9 protein-coding genes are annotated in these 20,093 nt (G+C 34.6%); 3 read left to right on the top strand and 6 right to left on the bottom strand.

Going from position 1 to position 20,093, the window contains the following annotated elements; genetic code table 11:
• Positions 1–98: 98 nt before the first annotated feature.
• The gene (locus tag BLT84_RS00740; protein WP_091262177.1) at positions 99–1,643 is read right to left on the bottom strand and encodes a GH3 auxin-responsive promoter family protein; all 1,545 of its coding nucleotides are present in this window, start codon (positions 1,641–1,643) and stop codon (positions 99–101) included.
• Positions 1,644–1,760: 117 nt separating this feature from the next.
• Here BLT84_RS00740 and BLT84_RS00735 point away from each other — a divergent pair, with 117 nt between their 5' ends.
• Positions 1,761–2,555 carry a DUF2797 domain-containing protein gene (locus tag BLT84_RS00735; RefSeq protein ID WP_091262175.1) on the top strand — a complete coding sequence of 265 codons (795 nt, stop codon included), beginning with the start codon at positions 1,761–1,763 and terminating at the stop codon, positions 2,553–2,555.
• A gap of 116 nt (positions 2,556–2,671) precedes the next feature.
• Here the strand turns inward: BLT84_RS00735 and BLT84_RS00730 are convergent, their stop codons facing one another.
• Both BLT84_RS00730 and BLT84_RS00725 read right to left on the bottom strand, forming a co-directional pair.
• Positions 2,672–5,362, bottom strand: a complete 2,691-nt coding sequence (locus BLT84_RS00730) for an AsmA-like C-terminal region-containing protein (RefSeq protein WP_091262174.1) — start codon at positions 5,360–5,362, stop codon at positions 2,672–2,674.
• The gene (locus tag BLT84_RS00725) at positions 5,346–6,068 is read right to left on the bottom strand and encodes a queuosine precursor transporter (protein WP_091267906.1); all 723 of its coding nucleotides are present in this window, start codon (positions 6,066–6,068) and stop codon (positions 5,346–5,348) included. The genes BLT84_RS00730 and BLT84_RS00725 overlap by 17 nt, the downstream gene beginning before the upstream one ends.
• Positions 6,069–6,205: 137 nt before the next feature.
• On the opposite strand from BLT84_RS00725, the gene folK reads away from it, so the two are divergent.
• Entirely contained in the window at positions 6,206–7,309 is a 1,104-nt protein-coding gene (folK, locus tag BLT84_RS00720) for a 2-amino-4-hydroxy-6-hydroxymethyldihydropteridine diphosphokinase (RefSeq protein ID WP_410503549.1), read from the top strand.
• A 116-nt stretch (positions 7,310–7,425) separates the two neighbouring features.
• Here folK and BLT84_RS00715 read toward each other — a convergent pair whose 3' ends face one another.
• Together BLT84_RS00715 and BLT84_RS00710 are read right to left on the bottom strand one after the other, a co-directional pair.
• Positions 7,426–8,619 (bottom strand): pyridoxal phosphate-dependent aminotransferase, encoded by a 1,194-nt coding sequence (locus BLT84_RS00715; RefSeq protein ID WP_091262170.1) that lies wholly within the window; start codon positions 8,617–8,619, stop codon positions 7,426–7,428.
• Positions 8,620–8,639: 20 nt separating this feature from the next.
• Positions 8,640–9,746 carry a fatty acid desaturase family protein gene (locus tag BLT84_RS00710; RefSeq protein WP_034888941.1) on the bottom strand — a complete coding sequence of 369 codons (1,107 nt, stop codon included), beginning with the start codon at positions 9,744–9,746 and terminating at the stop codon, positions 8,640–8,642.
• A gap of 105 nt (positions 9,747–9,851) precedes the next feature.
• On the opposite strand from BLT84_RS00710, the gene rsmG reads away from it, so the two are divergent.
• Positions 9,852–10,481, top strand: coding sequence for a 16S rRNA (guanine(527)-N(7))-methyltransferase RsmG (gene rsmG / locus BLT84_RS00705; protein WP_091262168.1), 630 nt, complete (start codon positions 9,852–9,854; stop codon positions 10,479–10,481).
• Positions 10,482–10,628: 147 nt separating this feature from the next.
• On the opposite strand, the gene BLT84_RS00700 is transcribed toward rsmG, so the two are convergent.
• Positions 10,629–20,003 carry a LamG-like jellyroll fold domain-containing protein gene (locus BLT84_RS00700; RefSeq protein WP_091262166.1) on the bottom strand — a complete coding sequence of 3,125 codons (9,375 nt, stop codon included), beginning with the start codon at positions 20,001–20,003 and terminating at the stop codon, positions 10,629–10,631.
• Positions 20,004–20,093: the final 90 nt, after the last annotated feature.

Here is a 20,093-nt window from a genome sequence, read left to right as displayed (position 1 = left end):
ATTCATTTTAATTTTAAAAGAAAAAAAGATCCTTAAATAGGATCTTTTTTTCTTTTTTAATGTATTAAGATAAGTGCTTGGAGATAGATCTCTAATATTTATAGTTCTAAAATATCTTCTGAAGTTTGCTTTCCAGACATACTTAGTAATTCTTCAACATAAGTTCTAGAATTAGAAAGTCTTGGTATTTTATGCTGCCCACCCACTTTATCATGTTTCTTTAACCAATCATAAAACAGCTTTTCTCGAGCCTGATGCACAGTTGGTAGATTAAGGGTCATGTTGTTATATCGCTTTGCCTCATAGTCGCTATTGATCTCTTGCAATGCTTTATCCAATTCAATTTTAAAATGCTCCATATTGTTGGGAGGTGTTTTGAATTCGATAATCCACTCATGTGCACCTTTTTCTTTTCCCTCCATAAATATTGGAGCCGCAGTATAGTCTACAATTTCGCAATTGTTCAGATTTGCTGCTTTTTTAAGTGCGATTTCTGCATTTTCAATGATTAGTTCTTCTCCAAAAGCATTAATATGATGTTTGGTTCTTCCTGAAACTTTTATTCTATAAGGGCTAGTAGAAGTAAACCTAACGGTATCTCCTATCTTATAACGCCAAAGTCCTGCGTTGGTTGTAATTACAATGGCATAGTTAACTCCTGTGCTAACTTCGCTTAGCGGAATGATCTTCTCATCTTGAGAGCCATAAGTATCCATTGGGATGAATTCATAGAAGATGCCGTAATCTAACATTAACAGCAGTTCTTTTGAGCTATTCTGATCCTGACAAGCAAAAAATCCTTCAGATGCGTTGTAGATCTCATAATATCTGAAGTTATCTCTTGGCAACAGTTTTTGATATTGCTGAGTATAAGGTTCAAAATTTACACCACCATGAAAGTAAACTTCCAGATTTGGCCAAACTTCAAATAGATTAGTGGCTTTAGTTGTTTCTAAAACATTATTCAGCAAGGCCAACATCCAAGAAGGAACACCGGCTAAACTTGAAACCTTTTCGTTGATGGTTTCATTTACAATAGCTTGCATTTTTATCTCCCAATCGTTCATTAAAGAAACTTCATTTCTGGGAGTACTGCTAAATTCTGCCCAAAAAGGCATATTATCTATCAAAATTGCAGATAGATCTCCATAAGAAGTACCATTATTTCTATAGATCTCCTTACTTCCTCCAAGTCTTAAACTTTTTCCTGTAAAGAGTTGAGACTGCGGATTATTGTTGAGATACATACATAAAAGGTCTTTTCCTGCAGCATAATGACAATCTTCTAAAGAATCGTCGCTTACAGGAATAAACTTACTTTTAGCATTGGTGGTACCACTAGACTTTGCGAACCATTTAATTGGCGAAGGCCAGAAAATGTTAGTTTCACCTTTTCGGCTTCGTTCTATATCTGCTTCGTAATCTTCGTATTTTTTAACAGGAATCCGCTCTGCAAAAGTTTTATAATTATGAATACTACTAAAATCGTAGCGTTTGCCAACTTCTGTATTCTTTGCTGTAGCTATAAGATTCCGTAAAAGTTCTGATTGAACTTCGTTAGGATATTTCATAAATAATTCCATTTGATGGATACGCTTCTTTAGAAACCAGGAAGCAATGGAATTGACTAGCGGAATTGGCATTTTTTCTTTTTATATTTATGCACTTAACAAGGTTAAGATGCGTGATTGGCTGGCTAAAATTAAACTAAACTTTGAAGCTTGCAAAAAAAATCATTTCAGTTAAAATAAAGAAAATATATGAGATATGAAGGGGTGCTGACAAAAATGAGCACCGAACTTAAAGAAACCGTTCAGTATTATTTAATATTTGAGTCAGACTTCTTGAACGTCAATCAGATACTGGATAAAAAGATCAGTATTAATTTTTTAAGATATCAATGTTTAAATTGTGGTTTGGAGAAAAAAATATTCAGACAAGGTTTTTGTTATGATTGTTTTACATCTATTCCTCAGGCGGGAGATTGGATCATGAATCCAGAATTAAGCAAAGCGCATTTAGATGAAGAAGATAGAGACCTAGAATATGAAAAGAAAGTTCAGCTAAAGCCGCACATTGTTTACTTGGCAAATTCTAGCAATTTAAAAGTAGGAGTGACAAGGAAAACTCAAATTCCAACCAGATGGATAGATCAAGGTGCGCATGAAGCTATTGAAATTGTAGAAGTTCCAAATCGATATTTGGCAGGAATTACCGAGGTTGCTCTAAAAGGCCATGTGGCAGATAAAACAAATTGGCGTAAAATGTTAACCAATGATATTGAAGATGTAGACTTGGTTGCAGAACGTGAAAAAATAAAGCATCTTATTCCAGAAGAAGCTAAAGAATATTTTATAGAAAATAATAAAGAGACTGAAATTCACTTTCCGGTAATCGAATTTCCAAAAAAAGTAAAAACGCTGAATCTTGGAAAAAATCCTTTTTATGAAGGAATTTTAAAAGGCATTAAAGGTCAATATTTACTATTTCATGATGGGACGGTTTTTAATGTTCGCGGTCATGAAGGATTTGTAGTTGATCTGAATGTGATGTAGACATTAAATGACTCATAAAAAAAAGACCGATAAGTAGTAAAGTTATCGGTCTTTTTTGAAATTAGGAAAGAAGCTGAAATATATTCAGCTTAACAAGTAAATCTAATAAGTATTATCTACTTATTAGATTGCACTGTGGTAGTGTCTTTTTTCTTCTTCGTATTAAAAATCCCTTTTAAAATATTGGTAGCAGCGTCTTTAACCTGAGTTTGCTGTTCTGTTTTCAATGAATCTTTTTTAGTTTGTGCGGGCGTTACCTGAGTAGAATCTGCAGTAGTTGTTGGTTTATTATTCTTATTATTACCCATCAAGATATTACCTAAAGCATCCACCCCTTTTTGAGTTAATTCCTTTTTCTGCTCAGCTACAATCTTTTGAGTAAGACTGGATAGCGCTTGTTGCATATTTAAATTGATCTGCGGACTTTGAAAAGTTCCTGTCAATCCAATTGGCACCGCAACCGTCATTGTATTGAGATCTGTAGCACTAAGCTTAGATAGAGTATTTCCAATTTCGCTTCCTAACATCTTTGCTGGAACATCTAAACTAAGATTGTAATTCATATTCATATCGAACCCATGACTTCCGGCAACGGTAACTTTAATTCCTTTTACATTAAAATCGAACGGAGCAACTTCAACATTACCATTGTTAAAGGTTAATTTACTTTTAAGATCATCTAAATTGATGTCTTTCAAATTGATAAATTTTAATCGCTCATCTAACTTAGAAAGGAGTGCAAAATTTTCTGGATTTACCTTAGCTGTTAAGATCTCAGATAATGCTTGTCCTGCCAACGTATTTAGCTGTGGTGTAAGATCATCATTCAAGTTCCCTTTTAAGTTTACTTTGGTTTGTAATTTTCCTTGTAAGGCTGTTGCTATAGGAGCTAAGCCTTGTAAAAGATCGAGACCTTTAAAAGATTTAGCAATATCTATTGCGTTTAGAGCAAGATCCATTGTGAACGTTGGAGTTGCATTTTTAGTAGAAACATTACCGTTTAGTGCTATAGAACCATCAAAAACATTGGTAGTCATATTCTTAATGGTTGCCGTTTCATCTTTAATAATAATGGTCCCTTTTGCATTATTCAAATTAAGATCATCATAAAGCAAAGTGGTTACGGCAAAATCTATTTCAGTATCTAAGAAAGATGGAACTTTTATAGACTCTTTTCCTGTGGCTACCGTTTTTGTTTTTACCGGTGTACCGTCTGCATTTTTAGCTTCCGAAACTTCTTTGGTTTCTGCGACCATAAAATCATTTACAGAAAATGTATTTGAGCTTAACTGAAAATTTCCTTTTAGCTGCTGATCTGTGAATAGATAACCCATAAAGTTTTGAATACTTCCGGAAGCATTGATATCGGTCTTCCCTGTGGTCATATACAATACAGGAACTTTTACATTTCCTTGATTGAATATTAGATTGGCGCTGGAAATTTTTACTTCATTAGGGATCTCTGGAGATTTGTAGCTAAAATTCTTAATGCTAGCAATCCCTTTACTACTCACATTTTGATATTGTTCTTTTTCAATAGAGTTCATATCAAAACTAGTGCTTACATCTGCGGTTAGAATTCCGTTTAGATCTTGATCTAATTCTAATGGATAAGCTTTTTCAAGATTTGCAAGGTTAATAGTTCCTTTCATATTGAGATTCACTAGCATATTCCCTAATAGGTTTTTTACATCTCCATTGGCAAAAAATTTATCTTGATCTATTCTGAAAGTCACATTATCAAAAGTGATGTAAGTTTCTTCTGCAATTCCGGTGGTGTTTAAAATTGCAGCATCTATATTGATGTCTTGAACGCTCTTTGGAAGATCTGGATACTTAAAAGAAGCATTATTAGAGCTTATTTTAATATCTAAATGAGGAATATAGGTACTATCTACAATACCTTTGATGTCTCCGCTAACTATAAAGTCTCCACTTGTTTCTACATTTTCTATATTCTTAGCATAAACTTCAGGAATCACGGCCAAGAAATTTTTGAAAGAAGAGGAAGGTGTTTTAAAAGAGAGATCTATCTCATTATTATCATCATTTACCTTTACAAAACCGTCAAAGGTTAATGGTAATTGATTTACCATCATCTGGTTTTTCAAAAATGTATATTTCATGTTCTCTAGATCCATTTGGATGATAGCATCTAGAGCAACTTTATTTTTATTTAAATAGTTTACACCATCAAAATCAAAAGAAACCAACGATGTTGTTTTGGTGTCTAATTCAGATTGAGCCAAAGAAAAATCACCCGTACCGCTGTGATTTAAGTTTTCCATTAGCAATGCGATATTATTGCTTTTGTCGATATATTTCAGTTTAGAATTATTGATCTCGTAATGCTTTAAATCTAGTTTAAACGGACTTGCAGATGAAGTATCTGCAGCAGAAGGGTCTTTTATAGCAATGTCGTAATTGTTGTTTCCTAAAGAGTCTACTTTAATGTTGAGGTAGGTGTTATTAAGCAATAGCTCATCAACTTTTTTAGGCTCATCGCTTCCTTTAAAAAGTTCTTTAACAGACATTTTTAATAAGATCTGTTCGCTTACTACTAAAGTATCTCCTTTGAAAGGTGCTTTGTTGATCACGGAAACATCTTTTAGTACCAAGGTGGCTTCAGGAAAACTTCTAAATAAAGATAAGTTGAGATCGCTAAATTCAACATCTGCATTTACATTTTTATTGATAGTAGATTTCACCAGATCTTTTAGCTGAGCTTCAAAGATAAAGGGTGCGGCTATCAATGCTACGATCAAGATAGCGAGTATAATTCCTATAATTTTAAATGCTTTCTTCATATGTTACATTTTCGAGATTCAACTCGTCGTTAGGTTTAAGATCAAATTTTTTGCGCATATAATAAACTCCTAGATATAAAAATGGAGTATCACAGGCAGCTATAAGAACTTTAAACAGAAATCCGCTAAGTAAAAGTCCTCCAAAGAGCTGCCAGTCTATTTTGTTAAAGGTACATAACAAAAATAGCACCGCAAAGGTGTCTACAAATTGTGAAAGAAATGTGGAAAAATTATTTCTGAGCCATAGGTGTTTCCCTTTGGTGAGTTTTTTCCAAAAATGAAAGATTTGGATATCTATATATTGCGCCAATAAATAGGCAGCCATAGAAGCGCCAACTGCTATTGCCGTAGCGCCAAATACTCTTGAGAAAAGTGGATTGCCAATAGGAGACCAGCTTGTGGCGGGAACATAATCTGCTGCATAGATAATTAGTAACGAAAATAAGGAAGCAAAAATACCTGTGGTAACTACTTGGTTTGCTTTTCTTTTTCCGTATATCTCACTAATTAAATCTGTAATAAGAAATGTTATTGGATAGGGTAGAATACCTACAGAGATCTCAAAGGTGTATAAGCCGAAGAAATCCCATATAAAGAACTTTTGAAATATTAGATTAGATACAACCAAAGAGGTTATAAAGAGCGCCGCAAGTATGAGGTAGATATTGTGAGCCAGGAATATCTTTTTAGGGGTATAAGAATTCAAATTATTTTTTTTAACTCTTACTAACAAAGTTAAGTCTATGTAAGATTGTTTTACTTAATTTGCTGTGAAATTAAATAATTCTCCTCTAAACATTTCATAAAATTAAGTTGATTCCTTCTAAAATATATTATTTAGCCTTGGGTAGTAACGAGGGTAATCGTCTGCAAATATTGCAATTAGCTATAGATAGTATCTATAAAGAAGTTGGTGATATTCATCAAATTGCTCGAATTTATGAGACGCCAGCTTGGGGATTCGACGGACATTCTTTTTTGAATACTTGTATAAAAATTGGTTCTAGATTTTCTCCTGATGTTGTTTTAGAAAAATTGCTGAATATTGAAACTGAATTGGGTAGAGTTAGAGGTAAGTCTAATTCTTATAGTAATAGAAATATAGATCTAGATATTATCTTAATGGAGGATGAGATGGTGGCCTCTTCAAATTTGAGCATACCTCACCCGGAAATGCAAAATCGAAAATTTGTGTTGGCGCCATTGGCAGATATTGCTAATAAGGTGATTCATCCAGTTTTAAAAAGATCTATTGCTGTGCTTTTAGCTGAAACAAATGATACTTCAGAAATTAATGTCACAGAAGATACGTTGAAGAATCCAGTCAAGAAATACAATTTTACTTCTTGTAATTATATTGCTATTGAAGGAAACATAGGAGCAGGAAAAACCAGTTTATCTACCATGATATCTGAAGATTTTAATGCAAAGCTGATCTTGGAAAGATTTAAGGATAATCCTTTTTTGCCGAAATTTTATGAAGATCAGCATAGATATGCATTTCCATTAGAAATGTCTTTTCTAGCAGATAGATATCAGCAACTATCAGATGATTTAGCACAATATGATCTTTTTACAGATTTTGTGGTTTCGGATTATGATGTTTTTAAATCGCTCATTTTTGCAAAGATCACTTTAGCTGAAGATGAATATGCTTTATATAATAAGCTCTTCGGAATTATGTATAAAGAATTGGTGAAGCCGGATCTTTATGTGTATCTCTATCAAAATACCGATAGGTTATTGGAAAATATCAAGAAGCGAGGTAGAGATTATGAGCAAAACATTCAGCCGGATTATTTAATGGAGATCAATCAAAGTTATTTGGCTTTTATAAAATCTCAAACTAATATCAAGGTGAAAGTGATCGATATTTCAGATTATGATTTTGTAAATAATAGAACTCATTATTTAGAAATTTTAGACCAAATTTCAGGTGAACTTTAATAAAGACACTTTTAGTTTTTATATAATAAACAAGGCTCACTTATTAGGTGAGCCTTGCTTTTTGTAATAATTAAATCTTTTGAAAGATTTGGGTATTAATAGAAGATCTTTATGTGTTAAGCTTCAGAAACTGCAGCTTTAATTCTTTTCAATGCTTCTTCAATTTGAGATTCACTCGCAGCATAAGAAAATCTTATACAGTTTGGATTTCCAAAGGCATCACCAGTAACGGTGGCTACTAAAGCTTCCTCTAATAGGAACATTGAAAAATCTGTAGCATCTTTAATTAAATGACCTTTGATCGTTTTTCCGAAGAAATAGGAGATGTCTGGAAATACATAAAAAGCGCCTTCTGGTTCTGTAGTTTTAAATCCTTCAATCTTATCTAAAAGTGAGATAATAAGTTTTCGACGTTCTTTAAACTTATCTACCATGAATTGTATCTTACTCACTGGTGCTTCTAGCGCTGTAATTACGGCTCTTTGAGCAATACAGTTAGCGCCACTGGTAATCTGACCTTGCATTTTGTTACAAGCTCTAGCTATCCATTCCGGAGCTCCAATGTAACCAATTCTCCAACCCGTCATGGCAAATGCTTTAGAAACACCATTTACGGTAACTACGCGGTCATACATATCGTCAAACTGAGCCATAGAGGCATGCTCGCCAACAAAGTTGATATGCTCATATATTTCATCACTTACTATAATAATGTCTGGATATTTCACCAAAACATCTGCAAGAGCTCTTAATTCTTTCTCGCTATAAACCATCCCACTTGGGTTACAAGGGGAGCTGTACCAAAGCATTCTTGTCTTAGGGGTAATTGCTGCCTCTAATTGTTCTGGTGTAATTTTAAAATTACTTTCTACGCTAGTTGGAACCTCTACAGGAACTCCTTCTGCCAGTTTTACAATTTCTGCGTAGCTCACCCAATAAGGACATGGAAGTAATACTTCATCTCCAGGGTTTAAAATAACCAATGCTGCATTGGCTAAAGATTGCTTAGCACCGGTAGAAACCACAATTTGAGATCTATTATAAGTAAGATTATTATCTCTCTTAAATTTTGTGATAACAGCGTCTTTAAGCTCTACGTAACCATCTACAGGGGTATAAGAATTGTAATTATCATTAATAGCTTGTATCGCAGCCTCTTTAATGAATTCTGGAGTGTTAAAATCTGGTTCTCCAAGGCTTAAACCTATAATATCTTTTCCTTCCTCTCTTAACTCGCGAGTCTTAGCTGCCATAGCCAAAGTTTGCGAAGTTGCTAGATTATTAATCCTGTCAGATAATTTGTGTTGCATAAATATTTATGAGTTTTATTTTAAGCAGAAATGGTTGGTTTAGCACCCATCTCTTTTAAATGTTTAAAGTGAGCTATTATTGCGCCTCTTGTAGTTTTAAATTCATTGTAAGGCAAATTACATTCTTTAGCAGTCTCCTTAACGATCTCTGCTATCTTAGTGTAATGTATGTGGCTAATGTTTGGAAAAATATGATGTTCCACCTGATGATTTAAGCCACCGGTAAACCAGTTTACAAGTCTGTTTTTAGTGGCAAAATTTACCGTTGTGAATAATTGATGTATCGCCCATGTGTTTTTCATAGATCCGGTCTCATCTGGAACAGGCATTTCAGTTTCTTTTACAACATGCGCTAATTGAAATACGATACTTAATATCAATCCGGCGGTATAGTGCATTACAAAAAATCCTATTAATATCTTCCACCAAGAGATTGAAAGTATAAGCATAGGAATAACTATCCAAATGCTTACATATATAAGTTTTGTTATTGCAATTATACTCCATTGTTTTGCAGGAGAAGGAAGTTTACCATAAGATAATTTACGTTTCAAATATCTTTTTGTCTGTTTAAAATCTGTAGTTAAAGCCCAATTGAAAGTAAGTAGCCCGTATAAGAAAACAGAATAATAATGCTGGAATTTATGAAATCTAGACCACTCTGCGTGTTTAGAGAATCTAATAATCCTTCCGGCATCAAGATCTTCATCATGTCCATGGATATTAGTGTAGGTGTGGTGCAATACGTTGTGCTGAACCTGCCAATTGTAAACATTTCCGGCAAGGATATATATAGTTCCTCCCATAAATTTATTGATCCATTTCTTAGATGAATATGAACCGTGGTTACCATCATGCATAATGTTCATTCCAACTCCTGCCATACCCGCTCCCATAACTACGGTAAGTAATAGCATCCACCACTGTGAAATATCCAAAGTTAAAATTAAGAAATAAGGAGCCAAAAATAGGGAAAACATGACAATGGCTTTGATGTGGAGCTTCCAATTCCCAGTCTTCGAAATGTCATTATCTTTAAAATAGGCATTCACACGTTTGTTTAGAGTCCGAAAGAATTTCCCCGAATCTATTCTAGAAAAGCGTACGTTATCTTTATTTTCTTGCATAATTTATTCTGATTACCCAAAGGTAAAACTTTTAAAAAGGAACCTATACATATTGGGGAAAATTAACGTGTCAAATTTGATTACTTTAGCAAAAAAAATAAGGTTTTGGAATTAATTAAAAAATACTTCCCAGATTTAACTCAGGAGCAGCAAGATCAATTTACTGCCATGCAAGAGTTATATAAAGATTGGAACTTAAAGATCAATGTGGTATCAAGAAAAGATATAGATGAGCTTTATCTACGTCATGTTTTGCACTCATTGGGAATTGCTAAGGTTCAAAGTTTTAAGCCAGATGCTAAGATATTAGATGTTGGAACCGGTGGAGGGTTTCCTGGAATTCCTTTAGCTATATTATTTCCCGAAACTCAATTTCACTTGGTAGATTCTATTGGTAAGAAGATTAAGGTGGTAGAAGAAGTTGTTGCAGGATTGGAGCTTCAGAATGTGAAATTTACTAATTCTAGAGTAGAAGATATAGACGGCCAATATGACTTTATAGTAAGTAGAGCAGTGGCAGCAATGCCAACTTTTGTGCACTGGGTAAAAGGTAAGATCGCAAAGAAGAACAACCATGAATTAAAGAATGGGATTCTTTATTTAAAAGGAGGAGACCTATCTGAAGAATTAGAACAATATACTTCAGCCAAAATTTACCCACTCCCAGATTATTTTGAAGAGGAATTCTTCGAGACAAAGAAAGTTGTTCATCTACCTATGAAATTTAAAGGTTAGGATTTTAAGAATGTCTTATAGCAAAAAGGGATGAACTATCATCCCTTTTTTTATTCTACTAATTTATCAGTTCTTACAGGAAAAAATTTTATTCCTCACAATCTTATTTTGCAATTAATAGCTCCATAAAAACTTTTGCTATCCCAATTATCTTTCAAACAATATTGTTTTAGAGGCTGTTCCAATAGCAGATCTCACTTTAACAACATAGGTAGCTTTAGGGTAATCTTTCAGAGGTACATCGATAGAGTCTTCTTCAGACATGGAAGTGTACATCATTAAACGTTGTCCAACCATATTATACAGTTCTACAGTTTCGACCATTATTTCTGAAGGATTAAGAACTCTCAACATTTTATCGTCCATAGAATAGACCACATCAATTTCAGCCAAAGCATCTAGATCTTCAGGTTTTTCTATAGGAGTTCCGTCTGTTCCACCATCTGTATCTTCATCGGTATCTCCACCATCATCTGGATCTTCCTCTTCAGGATCTGTTTCTTCACCTGTATCAGGATCTATAGGCTCCGGTTTCTGGAAGACGATGGCATATTTAGAATCATAAGTACCACCTTCTAGAGTAGCTACAAAGTGTGATGCTCGAAGATCATGATAGGTGCTATCTGCTGCATCTCTTATAAAAATTTCTATATCATTTTTGATGTTTTCTAATTCATTGATCTTAATTGTTAACTCTCCTTTTTCTTTTAATTTTACTCCTAAAGGAAGCACTTGATCTTTATTGAAATTTGGTACTCCTTGAATTACAAAAGCATTTTGGTTAATTACCCAATACATGTCTTCAGCATTATTGTCATTCAACATAGCATCATACCCTAGATCAAATCCATTGGTAGTATTCTCATCTGCTGTAACCAAAATTTGTCTGTTAAATCCTTTTGGAGATTCATACACCAATCTGATCTTAGGTCTTACGTCGGTTTGTTTTTCTTGTCCTTTAGTTTTTGGTTTCTCCTGACTTAAAAATTGAGAGTCGGATTTTGTCTCTTTAGCAAAAGCACGTTGCCCATTATTAAATAGAACGTCTCCACCGTCTACAGTGATATTTCCTGAGATCTTAGGATCTAAAACAGTGTTCACAAAGAAACCTTGAGCTACAGGAATATATTTTTGGGGGATCTTTGCATTATTACCAAAGTACACTTCACTACTTTCTCCCGTATTATTTATGCGTTCATCTGTAGCTACGGCAGGTACTCCACCAGAAAGATTATAGGTGGCATAACCTCCAATATATTCTGCAAGGTTGTGCGTTTTTCCGGCAAAATGATCCCAGAAATATAAAGCACCATTAAAGATATTTCCTGATGTGTTATTACCTCCGCTAGAGGTTTTTAAGTTGTCTTTTATAAATTGATCTGCATTTAAAGCTGATGGGTATGGATTACCAAGTAAATAATTCTGGTTTTTACCAATATTTAAAGAGATATCTCCATTATTAGGCTTTCCTTTGAATGTATAATTCTGTCTGTCTTTTATAGCAGCATTTCCAGAGGTGCCTTTCATTGTAAATCCTTCGCCGGCAAGTAAAGCTCCGTTCTTTCCAACATATTTCCATTCACTATAAATACTAGCTGTTCCTCTAAACTTATATAGCCAATATGTTGTAATATTTACTGCTGCATCATCTGCTGCATAGGCACCATCTACAAAGGTCATTGGAATTGGTTTACTTAAATCTGTACCATTTAGCATAACGCTAGAAATAGTATATCCAGAGTTAGTACCAGCGTTCTGAAGTGATACAGGTGAACTCCAATAATTATAATTAAAACTATTGGCAGTTCCTTGTTGATCTCTTTCAATATATCCGGCACTGGTTTTCTCTAAAATACTTCCTTGAGTTTGCACAAGTTGAGATTCCCCGTTAAGATCGATTTTACCATCAAGGTCTAGATAGTGAGTAATTGTCAATCCGCTACCGCTATTTTCATTACTTCCTTCCATATTAAGACTTCCACCTTCATCCAGCAGCGCTAATAACTGAATATCATTTCCTGCTGGGTTCTTAACAGATTTACCATTAAGCTGAACTATATTCCAATTTATCTTTTCTCCATTGATCCCAATACTGTTAGGAGCATCCCAAACATCAACTAATTGAAAATCTTTTGAGATTCCATTAAAATCTAATGGCAACTTCCAAGTTGCTTTAGTAAACCAATTACTGTTTTCAGAATTTAAGATATATGGTAATGGTGCAGTATTATCTTGCATAAGTTGGATATTCTTTAGAACACCATCTGCAATATTTCCATCAGCCCCGTTATTAGGAGTTTTACCAGAATCTATTGAACCTCCTCTAGCAATTAGTGGATAATAGCCTTTTAGATCATTAAAATCTGTAAGTGTAGGAGCATTTGGTAAATTAAGATCTTGATCTAAGATCTCACCATCTACTTTAGTTCCAACTTTTATCAACCTTTGATTCATGAAAAATCTAATATGTTCTATAGATAAAGGTTTTCTCCATACTCTCACCTCTTCTATGAATCCGTTAAAGTGTTGTTTAGTTAGTTTTGTTTCTAAAGGAGCATGAGTAGCTCCAATTAAGAAGAGTGCGTCGAAGTTTCCTGAACCATTCGGAATATTATTTGTGTTATTCTGAACTTCAATACCGTCTACATACAAACTAATTTTTGAACTGGTATAAACTCCAGCAATATGGTACCATCTATCTGTTTTTACTACTTTAGTGCTAGAAACAGATCTGTCTCTAACTCTAAATGTAGGAGCTCCATTATTTAAAAATAGATCATAACCCTTGTTCGATTCACCATCTGTTCTTCTAGAGATTACGGTGTTCACTCCTGAAATGGCATTTGGTTTTATCCATGCTTCAATCGTGAAATCATCGGGACCCATTGCAAAATTATTACCAGCGTCTACATAATCATCTACTCCATCAAAATTTAATTTACTACATGCTTCAGGTAAAATGACATTTATGGTATCAATAATTTCAGGACAAGCTGCAATAGATGGCTTTACGATCCACGCTAATTCATAGGTTATTCCAGATTCTCCATTAAAGACTGTATTATTCTGAAGGTTATTTTCAAATGAAACATTTGTCGCTCCAGAAGGAGCTAATACTTCCCATCTTCCTTCACCTAGCGTTGGGTCTACTAGAATTGCACTGAGTGTAACTCTTGTAATTCCACATTCTAAAGGATTAATGTCTTCCCCGGCATCAACAATAATTTCTAGGGGTTGGTCTATAACAACATTTTCAGTAAGTAAACTACAACCATTAATTGTATTAGCGGTAAAAGTGTAAACACCAGCCTTGAGGTTCTCTATTAATAATGATCCAGATTCATTTGAATTTTCAATTACAATTTCATTTCCTTCTGAATCTAATAGACTTAATACATATAGCGAAGTATCTGTAGTAATGAATCCACCAGATACCTTTATAGTAGCAGAACCATCTTGGCCACCAAAACAGGTGACATTTGTATTAGTAATTTCATCAATTTGAAGAGCAGAAGGCTCTTCTATAGCTCCAGAAATAACAGTTGTAGAACATCCGTTAGAATCTGTAACAATTACACTATAACCATCTGGATTCGGAGCAAGTCCTGTGGCTGTTTGCGTAGTTTGATTAATAGAAGTGTCGCCGTTTTTCCATTCATAGGTAAAAGGTGCTGTTCCTGTATTCTGCTCAATATTAACAGTGGCTGAACCATCATTGGCACCAAAACATGTAACAGGAGTTATGCTGACTTCTGCTACCGGAGCTATATTAAAAGATATGGATACCTCGTCACTACAAGTTGCATCAGTATCATTAGATGTTAATGTAAGAGTGATAGAGGATAACGTTAGGTCTTGCATACTTGGCGTATAGATTGCTTCAAGATCTGTATTACTAGAAAAGCTTCCACTTCCATTAGTAGACCAGGTTCCACCTGCATTAGAGCCAGATATAGCACCCGTTAATTGAACACCCGTTCCGTTAGAACAAACAACTTGGTCTTCTCCTGCATCAACTTTTTGAATGTTAACTTCAATTGATTTACTTTCATTATTACAACCATAAAAATCGGTAATAACTAAACTATATAGGCCATTATTGGCAGTTGTGGCATTGGGTATTACCGGATTTTCTTCAGTCGAGGTATAACCGTTTGGACCTGTCCATTTAAAAGTTATAGGATCTCTTCCGCCTTCTAAATTTGCATATAGATTGAGATTTGAATCCTCACAAATAGGATCGTAAGTTGGTGCGAAATCAAAACTTACTGAGCTAATTTCGGCAAATGAAATGTCGTCAATACCAAAATCATTTCCATCTCTAACGGTATTTTCATTGATAATTCTAATTTTTACTTTAGTATTATCTCCTGAATTCCATAATTGTGGATTAAAAAATTCTACCCATTTCCCAACAGGTTGAAATGTAAGGTCACCTAAATTAGATTCTGCAACGGGTGTATTATTCCCAGGTACTAATATTTGAAGTCTTAATCTAGCGTATTTATTTGCTTCATTTCTGTATACAAGGTTTGTAGTCCATGCCCCAAAATAATAATTTTTATTTGGCAGAACATCTAAAAATCCATTAGTCTCCCAGACAGTCTGCCCTAGATTAGGATCCCCATTAATGATCATAAAATTACCATCCCCTGTAGTATGATCTCCGTTATCATTAAATGCAGAATGATATGGATTTGAACGTTTATCTACGGTGTATAGACCTTCTGGAACCAATTCGTTCCTAACTGAGGGATTATTAGTTCTATATCCATATTGAGTTATAAAACCAGTATTACCTTGCTCAAAATCTCCATTTATAATTAAATTTCTAGAAATGTCTATAGATGCAGATCCTTCACAGCCATCTTTAGTTACACGAACAGTGTATCCCTGAGCTTTAGTCACAATAATTTCCCTTCCTCCATTTATTTGCTCGCCTGAACTATTCCATTCGTAGGTATCAAAATAACCTTCCACGTAAAGTCTAATCTTATTGGGATCTTCAGGGAAAGCACAATAATCAGCTATAATTTTTGGTTGTGGTGGTTGTCGAACTACAACTTCTATAGAAGCCCTTCCAGGACATTCCAAATCTGGGTCTGTATATTTTACAGTATAGACCGTGGTCCCGCTAGGTGTTACATTTGTAGGATTTTGCTCGTTAGAAGTCCAGTTTTCATCGGTACTGGATGTCCATTCTACTTCTGGAGTACTTTGTATCTCTCCAGTAATAGTAACGTCATCAATAGCCCAACTATAAGCTCTCGAATCATTTCCTTGATTTAGAAAGCGAAACCTAATTCTCACTTGATCATGTCCTATTATCTCACTAATTGGATTATTAAAACTTGCAAAAGCGTTAGGACTGCCCTGAGTATTATTAAAGAAGGTATAAACATTCCACGAAGCGCCATTATTTATGGAATAATCAATTACTGCAAAATCTCCCCAGTTCTCACTAACATCACGGTAAAAGTGTCTAAAATCAAGTGTTAAAGAGGTATAGCCTTGTGTTGAGAACGCTGGTGTAATAAGGTTCGATTCTCTAATGTTGGAATTGGGATTCAAATTTAACTTATTAGCTACCGCAAAACTTCCACTCCCAGAATTTATAGTACCCCCACCTTCAGGAGGATTATAATTATTTTGTCTTGACCAAGTAGCAGATCCAGCATTATTGGGGCTCCAATTGATGCCAGAATTAAAATCTTCAGACAATAAAGTTTCTTCGATGTCTTGAACAAGTTCTGTTGAAGAAAATAGATCGATACTTTCTCCAGGACAAATTTCTATTCTTGAAGCACTGGCCTCCACTTGAAAAGTAGGTAATACGGTTACTGACACGCTGAATTCTTCAGGATTTGAGCATAAACTATTACTCAACGTGTAGTAATAGGTAAAAACTATATTGTTCTCTGTATCATTATTTAATCTTTCTGATATTGATCCATTACCAGACGATTGGACACTTCCATTTGCACTACGCCTTTCCCACGTAAAATTAGTACCCCCCAAAGTACTTTGTGGAATATATTCGAATAAATCTCCACTACAAAGCTCAGATCCATAATCCTGATCTTGAAGCATAGGAGTTGGTTTCACATTTACTTTAACCGTTTGAGTATTGATGCATTCTCCCTGGGATTTTAAAGTATATACATATGTAACTTCAATACTATTAGTAGTAGTATTATTTAAAATTTCGTTCGGGTTATTTTTGTTTTCTTCTGTAGAGGAAGCTTCTGGATTACTAATTCCATTTACAGCGGCTCTCGTCCAGCTGTAGGTTGTCCCATCTATGTTACTTTCTGGGCTATAATTAAATACAGTATTTGAGCAAATATCTGGCGGAGTTATAGAACTTGTTAGAACTGGTTTTATATTATCTACTATTACTTCATTTATAATAAAACATCCTGATGAGGTAGTTCCTTTTATATAGTATGTTCCCAATCCTACATCTGAAGGATTTTGCAATTGGGTAGTAGCTTGTGCATTTTGCCAATATGTATACGTTAATCCAGATAAGGTTGTTGTTTTAATAGAAGGATCTGTAAGATCTACTGTTGATTGACATTCCGGAATGTCAATAACGAAATCTGGTAGTGGATTAACAGTTACTGCAACCGTAATAGGAGTACCTGTACATCCATTTGCTTCAGGAGTTATTTTGTATTTAACTACTTGCGGTTGTGTGCCAGAATTGGTGAGAGTTTGAGCAATAGAAGTTCCACTTCCTTCTACAGCTCCTGTAATATTACTACCAACTTCTGCAAGTGTCCAACTATAAGATTGTCCGCTTCCACTTAAATTAATAGCTGTTACACCACCAGAGCATATTGCCTGAGTGGCAGGATTAGCAGAAAGTGAGGGTGTAGGATTCACTAACACAGTGTAAGTAGCGGGGATACCCAGACAACCATTTGCAACAGGAGTTATAATTATAGTTGCATTTCCAGCTTTTGCACTAAAACTAGGAATCTCTTTAATATTTGTTCTATTTGCCAATCCAATCGCGCTTCCTCCTGTAATGTTATAGGTGGTACCCGTAACTCCAGACTGTAAGGGTATAATATCAGTAGAATTTCCATTACAATAAGTCTTATTTTCTAGCGTAGTACTAATTGCAGGTTTTGGTTTTACAGTGATTGTAAAACTTTGAGCGATTCCTTCACAATTATTTGCAGAAGGAGTAGTGGTGATAGTGGCAATTACATTTTCATTACTATCATTTGAAGCTTTAAATGCTTTTATATTTCCATTTCCCACAGCTGCTAGGCCTATTGAAGTGTTATTGTTAGTCCATGAAATACTAGAATTAGAAACAGAGAATATCCTATCAGGAAATGATATTTGATTAATCTGTTCTCCAGAACAAACAACAATATCATCAGGTCTTGTCATTGTAGGAGTCGGTTTAATACTAAAAGTAAACGTTATTGGAATTCCTTTACAGCTGTTTCCAAAAGGTGTGACTGTAAATTCAACATTAATAATCTCGCTACCATTATTTTTTGCTGTAAATTCTGGTATATTTCCTGTACCACTGTTAGGTAAACCTATGTCTATACTACTGCTGTTATTAGCTTTATAAGACCAATCATATCTTTTATTGCTTAGCGTATTTCCAGTAAAATTTACACCGGGAACAGTGCTCTCATTACAATACTCATTTCCATTAATTGAAGGAATATCAACTGTAGGTTCTGGGATAATGATTGTTTGATTAGCAGTTGTACTATTGTTGGCATTATCTGTAAAAGTCCATGTAATTGTATATTCTCCAAAACCCTCGTATACCAGCGGATCGGTAGTTGTACCAGTTATTTCTCCTGCACAGTTGTCTATAGTGGTAGGGAAATTTGTGATCTCCTTTCCACAACTCCAGTTCTCTATATTGGATAAAGTAGGTGTTGATGGAGCCTGCTTATCTTCAACTATAACCTTGTGAGTAGCGGTTTGAGTATTATCTGAATTATCAGTCACTGTCCAGGTGATTGTAGTCTCTCCCAAAGGAAAAGTTGCTGGTGCATTATTTGTTACGCTCTTTATTCCACAGTTATCTGCAGTAGTGGGAATTCCTAAATTTAATCCTGAAGCAGTACATTTATTGTTATCTGCACTTACAGTTTTGTCGGCTGGAGCTGTAATAGTTGGGTTAATATTATCTGTTACAGTTACTAATTGAGTAGCGGTTGCAGTATTGTTGGCTGCATCTTTCACTGTCCAAATTACTGTAGTGTTACCAATAGGGAAAGCAGATGGCGCATTATTGGTTACAGTCAAATTAGCTTTAGCAGTACAATTGTCTGCTACTGCTGGTGAACCTAAATTGACATTGGTGGAAGTACATGCAACATTGGTGGTTCCCGAAGCAGCTGCTGGAGCTGTTATTGTTGGATTGATATTATCTGTAACGGTTACTATTTGAGTAGCGGTTGTAATATTGTTGGCTGCATCTTTTACCGTCCAAGTAACTGTAGTGTTTCCAATAGGGAATGCAGAAGGTGCATTATTAGTTACAGTCAAATTAGCTTTAGCAGTACAATTATCTGCTATTACTGGTGAGCCTAAATTGACATTGGTGGAAGTGCACGCAACATTGGTTGTTCCTGAAGCATTTGCTGGAGCTGTAATAGTTGGGTTAATATTATCTGTAACAGTTACTATTTGAGTGGCGGTTGCAGTATTGTTCGCTTCATCTTTTACCGTCCAAGTTACTGTAGTGTTACCAATAGGAAAAGCAGAAGGTGCATTATTGGTTACAGTTAAATTGGCTTTAGCTGTACAATTGTCTGCTACTGCTGGTGAACCTAAATTGACATTGGTGGAAGTACACGCAACATTGGTTGTTCCTGAAGCAGCTGCTGGAGCCGATATGGTAGGTTTTTGACTATCTTCTATTCTTATAGTTATTGTTCTGTCATCTCCTTTGGCTGCATTACTTACAAAAAATGTAGCAGTATATGTTCCATAAGGTACATTTGAAGGAACTACTATACTTATGCTTCCCGCCCCCGAAGTGAATGGATGAGATTTTGCTGAAATGTCTTTAAATCCCAAATTTTTATCGTTGGTAGAAAATACTATGGAATATTTATTTGGAGAATTAGAAGTTGCGCTATATGGAAGTATTGCAGTAGTAGTTCCTTTACAAATTGCAGATATTTCTCCAAGTGTTATGGAAGGTTTTAAAAACAAATTAAAAGCATAATTGCTTTCTAATCGGGCAGTTCTGTTTACTATATTTTCAACGACTGCTAATTCAATTTTCAAGATTCTATCTGAAAAATCTTTTTTTAAAGAATAAGATTCCAATTTATTCTGTAGTCTTTCCGAAAAACTAGTGTCGAATGTTGAATTTAGCTCTACTTTTTTAAATAAGGCAACAGAAGCTTTGTCCCCAGTTTTGTAGCTGGAAAAAGAAGTAGTAATATTATTAGCAATTAAGTTTAAAGTAGAACCTGCAACAAATAAGATAAGAAGTAGGATTCTTACTTTTTGAGTAATTTTCTTCATTCAGAACATTTTGGGACAATGTTCAAAATTAGCATAAAATTATATAAATTAAGAACTTAGCGAATTTTAATTTGGTAAAAAACGGCATTT

The sequence above is a fragment of the Gillisia sp. Hel1_33_143 genome (assembly GCF_900104765.1).
GTDB lineage: Bacteria > Bacteroidota > Bacteroidia > Flavobacteriales > Flavobacteriaceae > Gillisia.
Note: the sequence above shows the minus strand (reverse complement) of the source record. Positions and strands in the feature narration are given on the sequence as shown.

Coding starts and splice junctions, on each gene's coding strand:
- BLT84_RS00710 (WP_034888941.1), bottom strand. CDS start 9,746: ATGCAAGAAAATAAAGATAACGTACGCTTTTCTAGAATAGATTCGGGG.
- BLT84_RS00730 (WP_091262174.1), bottom strand. CDS start 5,362: ATGAAGAAAGCATTTAAAATTATAGGAATTATACTCGCTATCTTGATC.
- BLT84_RS00715 (WP_091262170.1), bottom strand. CDS start 8,619: ATGCAACACAAATTATCTGACAGGATTAATAATCTAGCAACTTCGCAA.
- BLT84_RS00700 (WP_091262166.1), bottom strand. CDS start 20,003: ATGAAGAAAATTACTCAAAAAGTAAGAATCCTACTTCTTATCTTATTT.
- BLT84_RS00740 (WP_091262177.1), bottom strand. CDS start 1,643: ATGCCAATTCCGCTAGTCAATTCCATTGCTTCCTGGTTTCTAAAGAAG.
- BLT84_RS00735 (WP_091262175.1), top strand. CDS start 1,761: ATGAGATATGAAGGGGTGCTGACAAAAATGAGCACCGAACTTAAAGAA.